This is a genomic window from Candidatus Kinetoplastibacterium crithidii, from assembly GCA_027557655.1.
GTDB classification, from domain to species: domain Bacteria; phylum Pseudomonadota; class Gammaproteobacteria; order Burkholderiales; family Burkholderiaceae_B; genus Kinetoplastidibacterium; species Kinetoplastidibacterium crithidii_C.
The window spans coordinates 376,190-393,813 of record CP064915.1 but is presented as its reverse complement, the minus strand read 5'-3'; the positions used below and the strand labels follow the sequence as shown (position 1 = coordinate 393,813).

Here is a 17,624-nt window from a genome sequence, read left to right as displayed (position 1 = left end):
AATAAGGACAATTTTTAATGTCATCTACAAAGACTATATCTGGATTCCATGCTATTCTTGCCAGATTACATCATTATCCAGAATCTATTAAAACAGTATATATTGACGCTAAACGTCATGATAAAAGAAGTATTAATTTGTTAGATAAAATAAATACTATTGGATGTAAAGTTTGCTATGTTGAAACAAATAGGTTAGATAATATAACTGGTGGTATGAGACATCAAGGGGTAGTGGCTATATGTAATGATGTTAAATTACCTAATGATATAGAAGAAATTCTAGATGATCTTCAAGAGCCTGCTTTTTTGTTGATACTTGATGGAGTTACTGATCCTCATAATTTAGGAGCCTGTTTAAGAACTGCTAATGCAGCTGGTGTACATGCTGTTATAGCTCCTCGTAATAGATCAGCTAGTATAAATGATATTGTTTATAAAGTATCATCTGGAGCAGCAGATATTACACCATACATCATGGTAACTAATCTTGCTAGGACTTTGAGAGACTTAAAAGATATGAATGTATCTCTAGTTGGTACAGATGAAAATGCTGTAAATAATATATATACAGTAAATGCTAGAGAGTCTATAGCCTGGATACTAGGGTCTGAAGGTAAAGGTATGCGACGTCTAACTAGAGAATCATGTGACTATCTAGTTAACATACCTATGTTAGGGTCAGTAGAAAGTTTAAATGTAAGTGTAGCTAGTTCTATATGTTTATACGAAAGCGTGCGTCAAAGAAACTTTTATCAAATAGACTAATTGTACGCTTATATGTTTATCCAAACAACACTTTAGTTTTATTAATTACACATCTTTAGTAACAGACTTAATGTTGATATATAATTCGTTATAAACAATTTATTTTTTATAAAATTAGAAACAATTCTTAGGGGATATTTATATGAATAAAACCGAGCTTATCGACCAAATAGCTGTTAGTGCTGATATTTCTAAGGCCGCAGCAAATCGCGCGATTGATGCTTTCATAAACGTAATCAAGGAAACCATGAAAAAGGGAGATACTCTTACTCTAGTTGGATTTGGTTCTTTTGCTGTATCAACTAGGGCAGCTCGTAACGGACGCAATCCCAGAACTGGAGAAATTATTAAAATCAAAAAAACTAGAGTACCTAAATTTAGACCAGGAAAAACATTAAAAGAAGCTGTAAATTAACAACGTTACTTATTATATTTATTATATTTATTACAAATATAATATTATTTATGCTACTATAAAATCTAAGTTTAGATTTCTGGGTGCTTAGCTCAGCTGGTAGAGCGGCGCCCTTACAAGGCGTAGGTCACAGGTTCGATCCCTGTAGCACCCACCAATTAATATAAAAACAGCTTATTAGATTTAATAAGCTGTTTTTATATTAATTTAAATTATAGCTTTCCTAAAAGTAAAAATTCCATTAGAGCTTTTTGAATATGTAGACGGTTTTCAGCTTCGTCCCATACTACGCTTTGTGGTCCTTCTAAAACATCATTCGTTACTTCTTCTCCACGATGTGCTGGTAAACAATGCATGAATAAAGCGTTTGTATTAGAACAGGACATCATTTTTGAGTTAACGCACCAATCAGCAAAAGCTTTATGACGGATAATGTTTTCTTCTTCATATCCCATACTTGTCCAAACATCAGTTGTTACAAGATCTACTCCTTTACAAGCTTCATAAGGATCATCAAACTGTCTTAGAATTTTATCAGAGACATTACCTATGCGAGTTTTTTCCATTTTATAACCATTAGGTGCAGAAATATGAAGAGTAAACCCTAGTATTTCTGCTGCTTGTAACCATGTATAAGACATATTATTAGCATCTCCTATCCATGCAACCTTCTTATTCTCTATAGAACCTCGATGTTCTATAAATGTAAGAATATCAGCTAATATCTGACATGGATGAAATTCATTAGTTAAACCATTAATAACAGGAACTCTAGAATGTTCAGAAAAACGCTTTAGTCTTTCTTGTTCGAATGTTCTAATCATTACAATATCAACCATCCTAGATATTACTCTAGCTGTATCCTCTATAGGCTCTGATCTTCCTAATTGAGAGTCATTAGATGTTAAATTAATTGCACATCCTCCCATTTGATAAATCCCAGCTTCAAAAGATACCCTTGTTCGAGTACTAGCCTTTTCAAAAATCATAGCTAAAGTTCTATCATGAAGTGGCATATGTGGTTCATATTTTTTAAATTTATCTTTTATAAAAATAGCCCTATTTAATACATAAATAATTTCTTCTTTGCTAAAATCTTTTAATTCTAAAAAATGACGAATGTTTGTTTGTTTATTACTTGAAGAATTAATCATATTTGTATATCTCCATTAATTGTTATCAACAATAACTATTATTACTTTATACGAGTATCACATGTATACTTGAAAGCATAAAAAACTATGTCAATTATACTTAATAAAGAAAATTTAATAAAGAAACTAAATATTCACAAAATATTTTTAAAACTTTCATACTAAAATTATTATCGCTATACTATGAATAAAATTGATCCTATAAATAACAAATTAGTAATTGCCTCTAGCAATAAAGAAAAACTAATAGAAATTACAAGTTTTTTAAAAAATTTTAATTTATCTATATTTTTGCAGAGCGATTTTGGTATACATACTAATGAAGAACGTAATAATACTTTTATTGAAAATGCTCTAAATAAGGCTAGGCATGTTAGTAGACTCACTGGACTACCTTCTTTGGCTGAAGACTCAGGATTATGTGTAAATGCTTTATCAGGAGCACCAGGAATTTTTTCTGCTAGATATTCTTCTACTTCGAAAAAAGAAAATTCTGATAGTAAATTAAATAATGAACTACTAATAAAAAATTTAAAAGGAGTCAAAGATAGAAGAGCATACTATATTAGTATAATTGTTATTTTAAGAACTGCTAATGATAATAGACCATTGATAACAGAGGGTATATTACAAGGCGAGATTGTAGAAAAAGCATCTGGAAATAATGGTTTTGGATATGACCCTCATTTTTTTATACCTAGTATAGGTAAAACACTTGCTTCTATTAAATTATCTGAAAAAAATAAAATTAGTCATAGAGCAAAAGCTTTTGAAAAAATGATTCAAAAATTAAAATTAACAAATTACTAACATGGCGCATGAAAAAATAATAAATATATATAAAAAAAAAGATATTCTAGATATGGAATATAAAGATAATATAAAAAATAATGTTTTTTTTTCAAAACTTCCACCATTATCTTTGTACATACATATACCATGGTGTGTAAGAAAATGTCCTTACTGTGATTTTAATTCACATTCTATAAAAAACATTAATTCAATACCAGAAGAAGAATATATAAAAGCTTTAAAACTAGAAATAGAGCAATCATTACCATTGGTATGGGGTAGAAAAATAATATCAGTATATATAGGGGGAGGGACTCCAAGCCTTCTAAAAGCTAGTTCCATAGATAAAATTATTGAATTGATTAGAACATTTTTTCATTTAAGCTACCAAGTTGAAATAACTATAGAAATCAATCCTGGGACCATAGATGCTAATAAACTCAAAGAATTTACCTCTAGTGGAATAAATAGAATTTCTATCGGAGTACAGAGTTTTAATAATAATAAATTAAAAATTCTTGGAAGGATTCATAATAAATCAGATGCTATTAAAACTATTCAAACAGCTCAATCATTAATAAATAATATTAATATAGATATAATGTTTGCTCTACCAGGACAAAATATTGAGGATTGTTTAACAGATCTGAAAGAACCCATATTATCTGAAGTCAATCATATATCCATGTATAATCTAACAATAGAAAAAAACACATTATTTGCAAAACATACTCCTGCAAATCTTCCAAATGAAGATGATAGCGCTATAATGCAAGATATAATAGAAAAAAGTTTATTTGATAAAAACATTATAAGATACGAAGTTTCAGCATATTCTAAAAATGGTTTTCAATCAGTTCATAATACAAATTATTGGACTTTTGGAGATTATTTAGGAATAGGTCCTGGAGCACATAGTAAAATTTCTTTCCAAGATCATATTATAAGAATGAAAAGAATATATAATCCAAATCTTTGGATAAAAACTACAATGCAAAATGAAAGAAAATCAATCAATAAAAAAACATTACAAATAAATGAAATACCATTTGAATTCATGCTTAATGCATTAAGATTAAAGAATGGTGTAAAAAAATCTTTATTTCAAGAACGTACTGGATTATTTATTAATGCGATAAATAAACAATTAAAAATAGCTTATGAAAAAAAACTTCTAGAAGAAAACTGTAATACTATAAAAGCAACAGATTTAGGATGGAGGTTTCTAAATAACTTACAGGAGATTTTTTTATAAAATTAATTTTTTATAAAAGATTAATTCAAATTATGGCAAGCATTAATGTAGAAAAAATATTAAAAGTATATCACTGGAATGAAAATTTATTCTCTTTTATAACAACAAGAAATAAATCTTTTAGATTTGAAAATGGTCAATTTGTTATGTTAGGTATTAAAATAGAAGACAAACCTATTATGAGAGCTTATAGCATAGTTAGTGCTAATTATGAAGAAAATTTAGAATTTTTTAGCATTAAAGTACCTAATGGAAGATTAACTTCTCACCTAAAAAAATTAAAAAATGGAGATGAAGTTTTAATAAGCAATAAATCTGTAGGAACTCTAGTTTTAGATAGTTTAAATAAAGGAAAAAATTTATATTTACTTGCTACTGGTACAGGTTTAGCTCCATTTATGAGCATAATTAAAGACTTTTCCGTCTATGAAAGATTTGAAAAAATTATACTAGTCCACAGTGTGCGTCAAAAAAGTGATTTAGCATATAGAAACTATATAGAAAACAATTTAGATAATAATGAATTACTGGGATGTTCAGTAGAAAAACAACTTATATATTATCCTACTGTAACTCGTGAAAAATTCTATAATAATTCTAGAATTACTAGTCTACTATTATCAGATGAATTTTTTTTGGATATAAAACTACCAAAAATTAATCCAGAGAATGATCGTGTTATGATCTGTGGTAATTCTGAAGCTTTAATTGACATTAGTATTATTTTAAATAATATTGGATTTAGAGCATCATTAGGAATTAATAAACCTGGTGATTACGTTTTAGAAAAGGCTTTTGTAAATTAATTAAAAAATTTAGGAGATTATCAATGAGCAAGGAAATTATTCATACAAACAAAGCTCCAGAAGCTGTTGGACCATATTCACAAGCAGTAGTATGTTCTGGTAATAAAATTGTTTTTTTATCAGGTCAGATAGGACTCGATCCTAATACAGGAAAACTTGTAGAAGGTGATTTTGAATTACAGGTTCGTCAATCTTTTAATAATATGAAAGCTGTTATAGAAGCTTCAAATGCTACTTTATCTAATGTAGTGAAGATGAATTTGTTTTTAACAGATCTTACAAAATTTGATGTTGTTAATAAAATTATGTCTGAAATATTTCCAAAACCATTTCCTGCAAGATCAACAGTTGGAGTATTAAACTTACCAAAATCTGCTGAATTTGAAGTAGAAGCAATATTAGTTTTATAATGATAAAGATCTATTCAGATTTCTTATTTATATTTTAGTTAATTTCTTATATGGATAAGAAAACTGAAAAATCTATTAAAAATAAACTGATAAAGTTAAAGCTATATACACCAAATGATTATATATTTCATATACCGTTAAGATATGAAAATGAAACTACATTAACAAAAATTATAGATATACCGTTATCAAAATATATCTTAACAGAAGGCACCATCATTAATGTTGATATATTGGATAATAGGTTTAAAAATAAAGTTCTAGTTGTTAGTATTAAAGATGATACCGGCTGCATTCAACTTCGGTGGCTACATTTTTATAATTCACAAATAACGAAATTTATTATAGGTAATAAAATTAGAGTAGGGGGAGAAGCAAAAAGAAAACAATCTGGATTAGAAATTATACATCCTAAAATTTACAATATTAATTCTGAATTGCCAAAAAACTTAACTCCTATATATTCTACTATAAAGGGGTTAAGTCAAACAAAAATAAGAAGAATAATTTTAGAAGAAATAACAAAAAAAATAACTGATACTTTACCAAGTAATATAGTAAAACATTTCAATCTAATGACTTTTGATGAAGCCATAAAATATTTACATTATCCTCCACCTGATAACTCTTTAAGCTTATTACCTGAAAAAAACAATCCTGCTTGGACTAGAGTAAAATTTGATGAATTACTAGCTCATGAACTTTCCATTGGAATAATACGTCAAAATAGGATGCAAAAAAAAGCTTATTCCTTACCTAAAAATGCTAATTTTATAAAAAAATTAACCACTTTCATAGAAAATTTAGAATTTACCCTTACTGATTCTCAGAAAAATGTAATTAATGAAATTTCGAATGATTTATCCATGAGTTTTCCTATGAATAGATTATTACAAGGTGATGTTGGATGCGGTAAAACTGTTGTTGCTATTATTGCTGCTATTCAAGCAATAAGTTCTAATAAACAAGTTGCACTTATGACCCCAACAGAAATTTTAACAGAACAACACTTTTATAAGATAAAAGAATATTGTAGAAAATTAGAAATTATTGTTGAATATATTAGTAGTAATAAATCAATAAAAGATAAAAAATGCATTAAAGAAAGAGTTGTTTCAGGAGAAATAAATTTTATAATAGGAACTCAATCTCTTATACAAGAACATATTTATTTTAATAACTTAGGTCTATTAATTATTGATGAACAACATCGTTTTGGGGTAGAACAAAGATCAATTCTTTATAATAAAGGTGTATACATAGATAAAAATTCTATAATATATCCTCATTTGCTATCCATGAGTGCTACACCAATACCTAGAACACTAGCTATGACTTTATTAGATGATATGGATATATCAACAATAAAATCATTACCTAAAGATAGAAAACCAATAATTACAAAATTGATATCTGATGATAGAAGAGAAGAAGTATTGAAAAAAATAGTAAAATTTATTAGAAGTGGATGCCAAGCTTATTGGGTATGCCCAATGATATTAGAAAATGAAAAAATTGATTTACAAAATGCAGTTGATACTTTTGAAGATATAAAAAACAGATTCCCTGACTTAAAAATTGGTTTAATCCATAGCAATCTAACTAATACTGCAAAAAATGAAATTATGCAATTTTTTAGAAATGGAGATATAAATTTGTTAATTGCGACTACGGTAATAGAAGTAGGAGTTGATGTTCCAAATGCATCTTTAATGGTTGTAGAACATTCTGAAAGATTCGGACTAGCGCAATTACATCAATTGCGAGGAAGAATTGGCAGAGGCTCTAACCAATCAATATGCATACTTCTTTATCAAAAACCATTGTCTTTGATAGCAAAGAAAAGACTCAGAGCTATCTTTAAAACACTAGATGGTTTTAAAATAGCACAATATGATTTATTAATAAGGGGTCCAGGAGATTTTTTAGGAACCAAACAATCTGGAGTTAATTTGTTTAGATTTGCAAACATAGAAACTGATCAAGATATATTGGAAAAATCGAAAGAAGCTGCTTCAATGATAAAAAAGTATAACCCAGAATGTATAAATCCACATATTAACAGATGGAAGAAAAACGACAACTACCTTTAAGCAAAATTTTTAAATATTGTCATTAGTAATAACAGCTCTACCAACAATTCTGCCTGCTCTTAAATCTGATAATGCTTCATTAACTTTATCAAAACTATATTTTGTAATTTGTACAGGCTCTAATTTTTGATCAACAACCAATTTCATCAATTCATTAAACTCAGATAAATTACCAACATAACTTCCTATTATTTTTAAAGCTTTCATTGGAATGAAAGCCAATGGCCAATTTGATAAACCACCAAACATACCCACTATAATTAACGAAGCTGATTTTTCTAAGATATCAAAAGATGCTTTTGTAGTGATAGTATTTCCAACTAGATCAATTACAGCATAATACTTATTATTAAAATTATAATTCAGCAATTCTTTTACTAAATTCTTATCATTATAATCAAAAACAGCTAAAGCACCTGCTTCTAAAGCAGCATTTTTTTTATTTAAATCATTTGTTATAACAACACTACCATAAGCACCAAGAGCTTTCAAAATAGAAATTGTCATTAATCCTAAACCACCTGCTCCAAAAATTACTACAGGCTTATTCTTATAAATATTTTTCTCAATCTTGTTAATTGCCGAATATGTAGTTAATCCAGCACAAGCATATTGAGCTACGATAGCAGGATCCATGTTTTTGATGTTTACAAGATACTTCTGATCTGGAACTAGAACATATTCTGCAAATCCTCCTGGTTTATTTATACCAAGATATTGAGGATTTAAACAATAATTTTCATTTGATGCTTTACAACTTTCGCAAATTCCACAACCTATCCATGGATATACTATATAATTATCCCCTATTGTTATTTCCTGGACCTCTTCTCCCTTGGCAATAACATTCCCAACTATTTCATGACCCAAAACTAAAGGTAACTCAATCCCTCTGTCCTTTAATTCAAACCTTTTACCCATACCCATATCATAATAACCATTACATAAATGTATATCACTATGACATATTCCAGATGCTTTTACTTTTAACAACACCTGATTTTTATGAGGAATAGGCAAGTCTATATCCTTTTCTTGTAGAGATGATAAAAAATTATTAAGACAGTAACATTTCATAAAAATCTCAAACTTAATACTAATAATAATTAAAAAATAAAATTACCTATTTCTTGACCAAATAAAACTTCCTGTTTTTTAGAAAGAGAGTAATTCCATCTTACATTTGGTCCAAATAGAACTATTACAGTAGATCCTAATTTGAACCTAGCCATCTCATCTCCTTTATTTAGAAAAAGAGGTTTGATTAAATCTTGTATATCAAATATAAATGGTTTAGCAAATAAATACTTATTTTTAACTAAACCCGTCCATACAGTTTCAATAGAAGATACTATCATAGAACCAACTAATACTATAGCCATAGGACCATTTATGCTATCAAATAAACAAACAACTCTTTCATTTCGTGCAAATAAATTAGGAATATGTTTGACTATTACTGGATTAACAGAAAATAGCTTACCAGGTATATATTTAATTTTTATTAATGTCGCATTAACTGGCATGTGAACACGATGATAATTTTTCGGTGATAAATATATATTTATAAAATTACCATCAGTAAATTGATCTGAGTCTAGCAAATCATTTCCTAAAAGATTAACTATGCTATAGTTGTGATTTTTAGCTTGAATAATTGAATTATTATATATCTTGCCAAATTGACTAATAAAACCATCTGCTGGAGATAGTATTGAATTAAGATTATTTTTTTTATCTAATAATCTATTTTGTATTTTTATAGAACGTGTAAAAAAATCATTGAAACAAGTATAATCATAATATTTTTTTATATTACAATCTGTTAAATCGATATCATATTTTTTTATAAAGCTGCGTATTATCCAATTTTTAAACCAAACCACTCGACTATTTGCAACAAAGAAAAAAATTTTAGAAAAAAGGTGATGAGGCAGTAGAAATTGGGCTATTAATAAAAAAATATTTTTAATTCGCATAATACAGTATAGTTTTATATATTAATTATTTTTAACACAATATTATAAATAGAATACAAATAATTAAATGATCCTAAAATATTCAAACAATTGTATAATACATACATACAAAGATAAATTTATTTTCCTACAACAAGAAAACAAATTAAAAAAACCGTGCAATCAAGTTCACAGTGCCATATAATTGCTCGTTATTTACTATAAGTTTTTAGGGGGTAGCAATAATATGTTAAGTAATTATATTTAATAAAAATATAATTATTATCAAATTATCATTTTAGTAGTTATATGATTATTTAATATCATAAATTAACAGATAAAGACATATAGCTAAATCAGCATACATAGCTGAAATTATGGGTTATAGCTATTTTTTTTCATTTAGATTCTAAAAATAGTATTTAGTGAATTATTATTCTCAAATTATTACGGGCTCGTAAATCACTTCATACGAGAGGAGTTACTTATTATGCAAAGTAGTACTAGGAGCTGTCGTCAGCACCTAATATGGATATTAATATCAATTATCGGAGCTTTTGCTCTTGGTTTTATCGCTTTAAATCGGGGAGAAAGCATAAATGCTTTATGGATTCTAGTCGCCTCAATTTGTGTATACCTTATAGCATATCGTTATTATAGTAGATTTATAGCAAATAAAGTTTTCCAACTAAATGCTAAACGAATAACACCAGCTTGGAAACATAATGATGGAATTGATTATGTCCCAACAAATAAACATGTGTTATTTGGCCATCATTTTGCAGCTATAGCAGGTGCTGGCCCCCTAGTTGGTCCAGTTTTAGCTGCACAAATTGGTTATTTACCAGGAATGTTATGGATTTTAGCTGGAGTAGTTTTTGTAGGAGCTGTTCAAGATTTTGTTGTATTGTTTATTTCAACTAGAAGAGATGGAAGGTCTCTTGGAGATATAATAAAATCAGAACTAGGAGATGCTCCTGGCTTATTAGCATTATTTGGCACTTTCATGATAATGGTAATTATATTAGCAGTTCTTGCCTTAATTGTTGTAAAAGCATTAACACATTCTCCATGGGGAACATTTACTGTTGCGGCAACAGTTCCAATAGCTATTTTCATGGGTGTTTATCTAAGGTATTTAAGACCAGGCAGAATAGGCGAGATATCTATTATTGGTTTTGTATTGCTAATGGCAGCTATCGTTTTTGGTCAAGAAGCTGTTAATAATGATATATTATTATTTCTATTTGATTTAGATGGAAAAAAATTAACCTGGATCTTAATAGGTTATGGATTTATAGCATCTGTATTACCTGTATGGCTACTATTAGCACCTCGTGATTACTTATCTACTTTTTTAAAAATAGGAACTATAATAGGTTTAGCAGTTGGTATAATAATAGTTGCTCCAACAATAAAAATGCCTTCAATAGTTACTCAATTTGCAGATGGAAATGGTCCTGTATGGTCTGGGCAACTTTTTCCATTTCTTTTTATAACAATAGCATGTGGAGCTGTATCGGGATTTCATGCTCTTATTGCTTCAGGAACAACACCTAAACTTATAGAGAATGAAATTCAGACTAGATATATAGGTTATGGTAGTATGTTGATGGAATCATTCGTAGCTATTATGGCATTAATAGCTGCAAGCATAATAGATCCAGGTATTTATTACGCTATGAATAGTCCAGCGGCATTGATAGGAACAACTCCAGAAGAAGTAGCTAGTGTGGTTTCAAGTTGGGGGTTTGTTATAACACCAGAAGATTTAATAAGAGTAGCTGATGAAGTTGGAGAAAGTAGTATTATTTCTCGTGTTGGAGGAGCTCCAACATTAGCTGTATGTATGGCCCATATATTTCATCAAGTAGTTGGTGGTTCAGGAATGATGGGTTTTTGGTATCATTTTGCCATATTATTTGAAGCTCTTTTTATATTAACAGCTGTAGATGCAGGAACTAGAGCAGGTAGATTTATGCTTCAGGATCTTATAGGAGCATTCATACCTTCTTTTAAACGTATAGATTCATTAGCATCAAGTATTATTGCTACTAGCATGTGTGTAGCTGCCTGGGGATACTTTCTATACCAAGGAGTAGTAGATCCTTTAGGAGGTATAAATACACTATGGCCTCTATTTGGAATGGCAAATCAAATGTTAGCTGCCATAGCACTAATACTAAGCACAGTAGTATTATTCAAGATGAAAAGAGATAAGTATGCATGGGTTACAATAATACCGACTATATGGTTATTAATATGTACTTTTTCAGCCTCTTATCATAAATTATTTGATAACAATCCAAATATCGGATTTATAGCACATGCCAACATGTATAAGGATGCTATTAAACAGGGACTTATTCTTTCTCCAGCAAAAACAATATCTGAAATGCAAATGGTCATAAAAAATGACTATATAAATGCATCTCTATGTTCATTATTCATGTTTGTTGTATTAGGCATAGCTTTATATGGAATTCGTTCTATATTTGCAGCTAGAAAAAATCCAAAACCTACTTGCATCGAATCAGATTTTAATGCTGTTTAAGCATATAGTTTTTATAGGATGGGTTTTAAAATGATATTTAGCATGTTAAACAAAAAAGCTTCTGTAGCTAGCAAATATCTAGGTCAAACACTTAGATTAATGGTGGGTATACAAGACTATGATCAATATATTAACCACATGAAAAAAAATCATCCTGATAAATCTCCATTAAGTTATGAAGATTTTTTTAAGGCATGCCAAGATTCTAAATATGGTGCCAATGGAAACATTAAATGTTGTTAAAATAGGGTATCAATAATAAAACCTGATAATAGTATTAGGGTTGCTTTCTGGTAACTCTAATACTATTTTTTTATGAAATATTGTTAAATAATAATTATAATTATGTTGCTTATCTAACAAAACACCATTATTTATTTTTATAAAAAAAGTATAATAGATGTTTCATATAAAATTATTAGATATTAACAATGCTTACTTTGAAAAAGGCTTTCACATTTGACGATGTGTTGTTAGTTCCTGCATATTCAGAAATTTTACCTAAAAACACTTCTCTTATAACAAAACTTACAAAAAATATTGAACTAAAAACACCTTTTGTATCAGCCGCAATGGATACAGTAACGGAATCTAGATTAGCAATTGCCCTAGCACAGGAGGGGGGAATTGGAATAATACATAAGAATCTTACTCCTGATCAACAAGCTCATGAAGTATCAAAAGTCAAAAGGCATGAATTTGGAATTGTTATAGATCCTATAACTGTAACACCAGAAATGAATGTTTCAGAAGCCATAAATTTACAACGAAAATTTGGAATTTCTGGTTTACCAGTTGTTGCAAATGGTAAAGTTGTAGGAATCATAACTAATAGAGACTTGCGTTTTGAAACTAATTTGAATCAACCATTAAAAAACATCATGACTCCTAAAGAACGTTTAGTGGTAATGGAGGAGGGTGCAACTTTATTGGATGCACAAGCTTTAATGCATAAGCATAGATTAGAAAGAGTTCTTATAGTAAATTCTGATTTTGAATTACGGGGCTTGGCTACTGTTAAAGATATAGTAAAAAATACAGAGCATCCAACAGCTAATAAAGATTCTCGTGGTCAATTAAGAGTGGGAGCAGCTGTAGGAATAGGTAACGAAACAATAGAACGTGTTGAAAAATTAGTTCGCGCTGGTGTTGATGTTATAGTTGTAGATACTGCTCATGGTCATTCTCTAGGGGTATTAAAAACTATAAGTAGCATAAAATCAAGTTACCCTCAGATTGATATTATAGGAGGTAATATTGCTACTGCAAAAGCAGCTAAGGTATTAGCAGAACATGGAGTTGACGGAGTAAAGGTAGGTATAGGTCCAGGTTCTATATGCACAACTAGAATCATTTCCGGTGTTGGTGTCCCTCAAATAACAGCCATAAGCGAAGTTGCAAAAGCTTTAAATAATACAGATGTTGCTGTAATAGCCGATGGGGGTATCAGATACTCTGGTGATATTGCTAAAGCTATAGCAGCTGGTGCTCATTCCTGTATGATGGGAAGTATTTTTGCTGGAACATCAGAAGCTCCTGGAGAAGAAAGTTTATTTCAGGGAAGAACCTATAAATCATATAGAGGTATGGGAAGTATTGGAGCCATGGAAAAAGGGTCGGCTGATAGATATTTCCAAGGACATTACAAAACAGCTGATAAATTGGTTCCAGAGGGAGTAGAAGGAAGAGTACCTTACAAAGGTAGTGTAATATCGATAATATATCAATTAATAGGTGGCTTAAGAGCTGCCATGGGTTATTGTGGATGTGCAACAATAAATGATTTACGAACTAAAACCGAGTTTGTCGAAATTACTTCCGCTGGGGTTAGTGAATCACATGTTCATGATGTACATATAACCAAAGAAGCTCCCAATTATAGGTCAGAATAATTTATGAATAAAAACATACTAATTGTTGACTGTGGTTCTCAAGTTACTCAACTGATTGCTCGTAGGATAAGAGAAATAGGTGTATACACAACAGTAATTGATCATAGTTATGTAGAAAAAAATGCTTTAATTGAACAAATAAAGCAGGGATTAGCTGGAATTATAATATCTGGTAGTCATGAATCAATTAATAAAGAATTACCTAATAAAGTTAAAAAATATGTATTTGAATTAGGTATTCCTGTTCTCGGCATTTGTTATGGCATGCAATCTATGGCTGCTCAGTTAGGAGGAGAAGTAAGTATTTCAACAAATAGAGAATATGGGAATGCTGAAATTATAATATCGAATACGAGTAAATTATTAGGTGATATTCAAAAAGCTAATCATAATAGCTCTTTAAAAGTTTGGATGAGTCATGGTGATACAGTGACGAAGTTACCAGATGGCTTTAAAAAAATTGCACATACAAATTCTGCAATTGCTGGAATGGAGAACAATGAAAAGAAATTATATGCATTACAATTTCACCCAGAAGTTACTCATACTGAATTTGGTAAAAAAATTCTTGAAACATTTGTAATAAATATTTGTAATTGCGACTATAACTGGGATATGCCAAATTATATTGAAAGAGCAATTATAGACATTAAATCTAAAGTTGGTAATGATAAAGTAATACTCGGGCTATCTGGTGGAGTAGATTCATCTGTTGCTGCTGCCTTAATAAATAAAGCAATTGGAAAAAAATTAACTTGTATATTTGTAGATCATGGATTGATGAGATTAAATGAGAAAGAGCAAGTAAAAGCAATGTTTTCCTCACTGGATATAAATGTTATTTATTGTGATGCTTCAAATTTATTCTTAAAAAGATTAAATGGTGTTACTGATCCTGAAAAGAAAAGAAAAATAATAGGAAATGAATTTATTAATGTTTTTCAAGAAGAAGCTGAAAAAATTGGAAATGTGAAGTGGCTCGCTCAAGGAACTATATATCCAGATGTAATAGAGTCTTCAAAAGGGAAAAATGGCATATCTAATATTATAAAATCTCATCATAATGTTGGAGGTCTTCCTGAAAAAATGAAACTTTCTTTATTAGAACCATTAAAATATCTTTTTAAAGATGAAGTAAGAAAGATAGGAATAGAACTTGGAATTCCATATGATATGATATGTCGCCATCCTTTTCCTGGGCCTGGTTTAGCTGTTAGAATAATAGGAGAAATTAAAAAAGAATTTATCAGTATTTTACAAAGTGCCGATAATATTTTTATAGAAGAACTAAAAAATAATAAAAATACTCTAACCAATAAAAGTTGGTATGATTCTGTTTCTCAAGCTTTTGCCGTATTTTTACCTATTAAATCTGTAGGAGTTATGGGTGATGGACGTACATATGAATATGTTATAGCATTAAGATCAGTAGATACTTCAGACTTCATGACTGCAAATTGGTCAGATATACCTACACCTTTATTATCAAGAATTTCTTCTAGAATCATTAATGAAGTTCCTGGCATTAATAGAGTAGTTTATGATATCTCTAATAAACCTCCATCCACCATAGAATGGGAATAAAATAAATATACGCATAATATATATTATGTAAAGTATTACAATATTTAATCCTATACAAATAAATAATTACTTAAGGAAATTAATATAAAATGCATGGAGAATATAAAGCACCTGGAAATAAATTAGTAATGATAGATTTTGAAATTAATTATAAGAACAATACAATATATGACGTACAAATCAGCGGCGATTTTTTTCTTGAGCCATCTGAAGCATTAAATATTATGAATGAATCTCTAAATGGTTTACCAATTGACTCAAATGATGAAGTTATAAAAAAAATAATAGAAAGAAATTTACCTGAAAATACAGAATTTATAGGATTCTCAACTACAGATATTGTAATGACAATAAAAAGGGCTTTATTATGTCTATAAGAAAATGGAATGATTATAGATGGCAATTGATATACGGTGCTCATCAAGAGCCAAATGTACATATGGCTTTGGATCAACAAATTACAGAAGAAGTTAATCTAGGCATAAGATTACCTACTCTAAGAATATGGGAATGGGATTCATCTGCTGTTGTGTTGGGACGATTTCAATCGGTAAAAAATGAAGTGAATAAACTATATGCTGATAAATATAATTTAAAAATAGTGAGAAGAATAACCGGTGGTGGTGCTATGTTTATAGAACCAGGAAATACTATTACATATTCTCTTAGCATTCCTAAAGAATTAATTTTAGATTTAACATTTCAAGAATCGTATAAGTTTCTAGACAGCTGGGTAGTAGACTCTTTTAGGGAATTAGGTGTGCCCGTAAAATATAAACCACTAAATGACATAGAATCAGAAAATGGGAAAAAAATAGGAGGATCAGCTCAAGCAAGATTATCTAAAGCAATACTTCATCATACTACTATAGCTTACTCTATAGATCAGGAAAAAATGGCAAAAGTATTACGTATTAGCAAAGAAAAAATATCTGATAAAGGCATAGAAAGTGCAAATAAAAGAGTAGATAATACTACTCTTACTAGTACAGGATTATCCAGATTAGAGTTTATTAAAAATATGATAAACCACTTTTCTAAAATGTGTCACGTTGAAAAAATTGAATTAGACAAAAAAACTATAAATTTAGCAAAAAAAATATCTAGAGAAAAATTCTCAACAGAATCTTGGATAAATATAGTTCCTTAAATATTACAAACCTATTTTTGTAAATAAAGAAAAAAAGTTTCTTTTTGATGCATAAGCAACCTCCTCAACTGTGATCTTACGTAATTCTGCTATTTTATTGGCTACATAAATAACATTTGCGGGATTATTAATTTTTCCTCTATATGGCTCTGGCGATAAATACGGTGAATCTGTCTCTATAAGAATCCTATCTAAAGGAACTTTTTTCGCTAATTCATGAACTATTCTAGCATTTTTAAAAGTTACTATTCCAGATATAGATATATAAAAATTTAAATTCATTGCTAATTTTGCTGCATCCCAGTTCTCAGTAAAACAATGCATTACACCACCAACATCACTAGCACCCTCTTCTTTTAAAATATTTAATACATCTACAATTGAAGATCTAGTATGTATTATTAGAGGTAGCATAGATATCTTTGCCGCTCTTATATGTTTGCGAAAACGATTTCTTTGCCAATCTAAACATTTATAATCATTTCTATGATAATCTAAACCTGTTTCTCCTATTGCAACTATTTTCTTGTTATGTTTTGCTAAGAAACATAGCTCTTCTATGGAAAAATCTTCATTATTTGAACATTCAGGATGCATTCCTACAGAAGCATATAAATTATCATAATTTGATATTAATTTTAATATATTATTAAAATTTTTTTTATCTATACCAGCAACCAAAGCGTAATCAACTCTTGCATTAGACATTTGTTCCATTATAAGATCTATGTCTTTATCAAATTCTTGCAAATCTAAATGACAGTGTGAATCTACAAACATTATGAAATCCTTTA

At 29.2% G+C, this 17,624-nt stretch carries 17 protein-coding genes and 1 tRNA gene; 14 read left to right on the top strand and 4 right to left on the bottom strand.

Translation table 11 applies throughout. The features are described from left to right. Positions 1-17 precede the first annotated feature (17 nt). The 3 genes from rlmB to I1N47_01860 all read left to right on the top strand — a co-directional run bounded on the left by rlmB (position 18) and on the right by I1N47_01860 (position 1,339). Entirely contained in the window at positions 18-767 is a 750-nt protein-coding gene (rlmB, locus tag I1N47_01870; GenBank protein ID WBF65870.1) for a 23S rRNA (guanosine(2251)-2'-O)-methyltransferase RlmB, read from the top strand. Between the two features lie 142 nt (positions 768-909). Beyond that, entirely contained in the window at positions 910-1,182 is a 273-nt protein-coding gene (locus tag I1N47_01865; GenBank protein WBF65869.1) for an HU family DNA-binding protein, read from the top strand. Positions 1,183-1,263: 81 nt separating this feature from the next. Further along, a tRNA-Val gene (locus I1N47_01860) sits at positions 1,264-1,339 on the top strand. A 55-nt stretch (positions 1,340-1,394) separates the two neighbouring features. Here the strand turns inward: I1N47_01860 and argF are convergent. After that, positions 1,395-2,336 (bottom strand): ornithine carbamoyltransferase, encoded by a 942-nt coding sequence (gene argF / locus I1N47_01855; protein ID WBF65868.1) that lies wholly within the window; start codon positions 2,334-2,336, stop codon positions 1,395-1,397. 183 nt (positions 2,337-2,519) lie between these two features. Between argF and rdgB the strand changes: the two genes are divergently transcribed. The 5 genes from rdgB to recG are packed head-to-tail and all read left to right on the top strand — an operon-like array spanning position 2,520 to position 7,692. Further along, on the top strand, positions 2,520-3,146 hold the full coding sequence (rdgB, locus tag I1N47_01850; GenBank protein WBF65867.1) for an RdgB/HAM1 family non-canonical purine NTP pyrophosphatase: 627 nt from the start codon (positions 2,520-2,522) through the stop codon (positions 3,144-3,146). 1 nt (position 3,147) lies between these two features. Next, on the top strand, positions 3,148-4,383 hold the full coding sequence (locus I1N47_01845; protein WBF65866.1) for an oxygen-independent coproporphyrinogen III oxidase-like protein: 1,236 nt from the start codon (positions 3,148-3,150) through the stop codon (positions 4,381-4,383). A gap of 32 nt (positions 4,384-4,415) precedes the next feature. After that, the gene (locus I1N47_01840) at positions 4,416-5,189 is read left to right on the top strand and encodes a ferredoxin--NADP reductase (GenBank protein ID WBF65865.1); all 774 of its coding nucleotides are present in this window, start codon (positions 4,416-4,418) and stop codon (positions 5,187-5,189) included. 23 nt (positions 5,190-5,212) lie between these two features. Continuing rightward, positions 5,213-5,599 carry a RidA family protein gene (locus I1N47_01835; GenBank protein WBF65864.1) on the top strand — a complete coding sequence of 129 codons (387 nt, stop codon included), beginning with the start codon at positions 5,213-5,215 and terminating at the stop codon, positions 5,597-5,599. A 50-nt stretch (positions 5,600-5,649) separates the two neighbouring features. Beyond that, positions 5,650-7,692 (top strand): ATP-dependent DNA helicase RecG, encoded by a 2,043-nt coding sequence (recG, locus tag I1N47_01830; GenBank protein ID WBF65863.1) that lies wholly within the window; start codon positions 5,650-5,652, stop codon positions 7,690-7,692. Positions 7,693-7,701: 9 nt separating this feature from the next. On the opposite strand, the gene I1N47_01825 is transcribed toward recG, so the two are convergent. Next, positions 7,702-8,769 (bottom strand): alcohol dehydrogenase catalytic domain-containing protein, encoded by a 1,068-nt coding sequence (locus tag I1N47_01825; protein WBF65862.1) that lies wholly within the window; start codon positions 8,767-8,769, stop codon positions 7,702-7,704. 29 nt (positions 8,770-8,798) lie between these two features. Beyond that, entirely contained in the window at positions 8,799-9,671 is an 873-nt protein-coding gene (psd, locus tag I1N47_01820; GenBank protein WBF65861.1) for a phosphatidylserine decarboxylase, read from the bottom strand. Between the two features lie 469 nt (positions 9,672-10,140). Between psd and I1N47_01815 the strand changes: the two genes are divergently transcribed. From I1N47_01815 to I1N47_01790, 6 genes are all read left to right on the top strand, one after another. Continuing rightward, a complete protein-coding gene (locus I1N47_01815) occupies positions 10,141-12,204 on the top strand; it encodes a carbon starvation protein A (protein WBF65860.1) in 2,064 nt (687 codons plus the stop codon). Positions 12,205-12,246: 42 nt separating this feature from the next. After that, positions 12,247-12,447, top strand: coding sequence for a YbdD/YjiX family protein (locus I1N47_01810; GenBank protein WBF65859.1), 201 nt, complete (start codon positions 12,247-12,249; stop codon positions 12,445-12,447). Positions 12,448-12,635: 188 nt separating this feature from the next. Further along, entirely contained in the window at positions 12,636-14,096 is a 1,461-nt protein-coding gene (guaB, locus tag I1N47_01805) for an IMP dehydrogenase (GenBank protein ID WBF65858.1), read from the top strand. Between the two features lie 3 nt (positions 14,097-14,099). Further along, a complete protein-coding gene (gene guaA / locus I1N47_01800) occupies positions 14,100-15,680 on the top strand; it encodes a glutamine-hydrolyzing GMP synthase (protein WBF65857.1) in 1,581 nt (526 codons plus the stop codon). 89 nt (positions 15,681-15,769) lie between these two features. Continuing rightward, on the top strand, positions 15,770-16,057 hold the full coding sequence (locus I1N47_01795) for a biotin--protein ligase (protein ID WBF65856.1): 288 nt from the start codon (positions 15,770-15,772) through the stop codon (positions 16,055-16,057). Then, positions 16,048-16,830, top strand: a complete 783-nt coding sequence (locus I1N47_01790; GenBank protein WBF65855.1) for a lipoate--protein ligase family protein — start codon at positions 16,048-16,050, stop codon at positions 16,828-16,830. The genes I1N47_01795 and I1N47_01790 overlap by 10 nt, the downstream gene beginning before the upstream one ends. Positions 16,831-16,833: 3 nt before the next feature. Here I1N47_01790 and I1N47_01785 read toward each other — a convergent pair whose 3' ends face one another. Then, positions 16,834-17,610: a TatD family hydrolase gene (locus I1N47_01785; GenBank protein WBF65854.1), complete on the bottom strand. Its 777-nt coding sequence runs from the start codon at positions 17,608-17,610 to the stop codon at positions 16,834-16,836. Positions 17,611-17,624 lie beyond the last annotated feature (14 nt).

Excerpts from the sequence above, each read along its gene's own strand:
- I1N47_01845 (WBF65866.1), top strand. The coding sequence starts at position 3,148 with ATGGCGCATGAAAAAATAATAAATATATATAAAAAAAAAGATATTCTA.
- recG (WBF65863.1), top strand. The coding sequence starts at position 5,650 with ATGGATAAGAAAACTGAAAAATCTATTAAAAATAAACTGATAAAGTTA.
- guaB (WBF65858.1), top strand. The coding sequence starts at position 12,636 with ATGCTTACTTTGAAAAAGGCTTTCACATTTGACGATGTGTTGTTAGTT.
- I1N47_01815 (WBF65860.1), top strand. The coding sequence starts at position 10,141 with ATGCAAAGTAGTACTAGGAGCTGTCGTCAGCACCTAATATGGATATTA.
- rlmB (WBF65870.1), top strand. The coding sequence starts at position 18 with ATGTCATCTACAAAGACTATATCTGGATTCCATGCTATTCTTGCCAGA.
- rdgB (WBF65867.1), top strand. The coding sequence starts at position 2,520 with ATGAATAAAATTGATCCTATAAATAACAAATTAGTAATTGCCTCTAGC.
- argF (WBF65868.1), bottom strand. The coding sequence starts at position 2,336 with ATGATTAATTCTTCAAGTAATAAACAAACAAACATTCGTCATTTTTTA.
- I1N47_01810 (WBF65859.1), top strand. The coding sequence starts at position 12,247 with ATGTTAAACAAAAAAGCTTCTGTAGCTAGCAAATATCTAGGTCAAACA.
- I1N47_01790 (WBF65855.1), top strand. The coding sequence starts at position 16,048 with ATGTCTATAAGAAAATGGAATGATTATAGATGGCAATTGATATACGGT.
- I1N47_01865 (WBF65869.1), top strand. The coding sequence starts at position 910 with ATGAATAAAACCGAGCTTATCGACCAAATAGCTGTTAGTGCTGATATT.
- I1N47_01835 (WBF65864.1), top strand. The coding sequence starts at position 5,213 with ATGAGCAAGGAAATTATTCATACAAACAAAGCTCCAGAAGCTGTTGGA.
- I1N47_01840 (WBF65865.1), top strand. The coding sequence starts at position 4,416 with ATGGCAAGCATTAATGTAGAAAAAATATTAAAAGTATATCACTGGAAT.
- psd (WBF65861.1), bottom strand. The coding sequence starts at position 9,671 with ATGCGAATTAAAAATATTTTTTTATTAATAGCCCAATTTCTACTGCCT.
- I1N47_01795 (WBF65856.1), top strand. The coding sequence starts at position 15,770 with ATGCATGGAGAATATAAAGCACCTGGAAATAAATTAGTAATGATAGAT.
- I1N47_01785 (WBF65854.1), bottom strand. The coding sequence starts at position 17,610 with ATGTTTGTAGATTCACACTGTCATTTAGATTTGCAAGAATTTGATAAA.
- I1N47_01825 (WBF65862.1), bottom strand. The coding sequence starts at position 8,769 with ATGAAATGTTACTGTCTTAATAATTTTTTATCATCTCTACAAGAAAAG.
- guaA (WBF65857.1), top strand. The coding sequence starts at position 14,100 with ATGAATAAAAACATACTAATTGTTGACTGTGGTTCTCAAGTTACTCAA.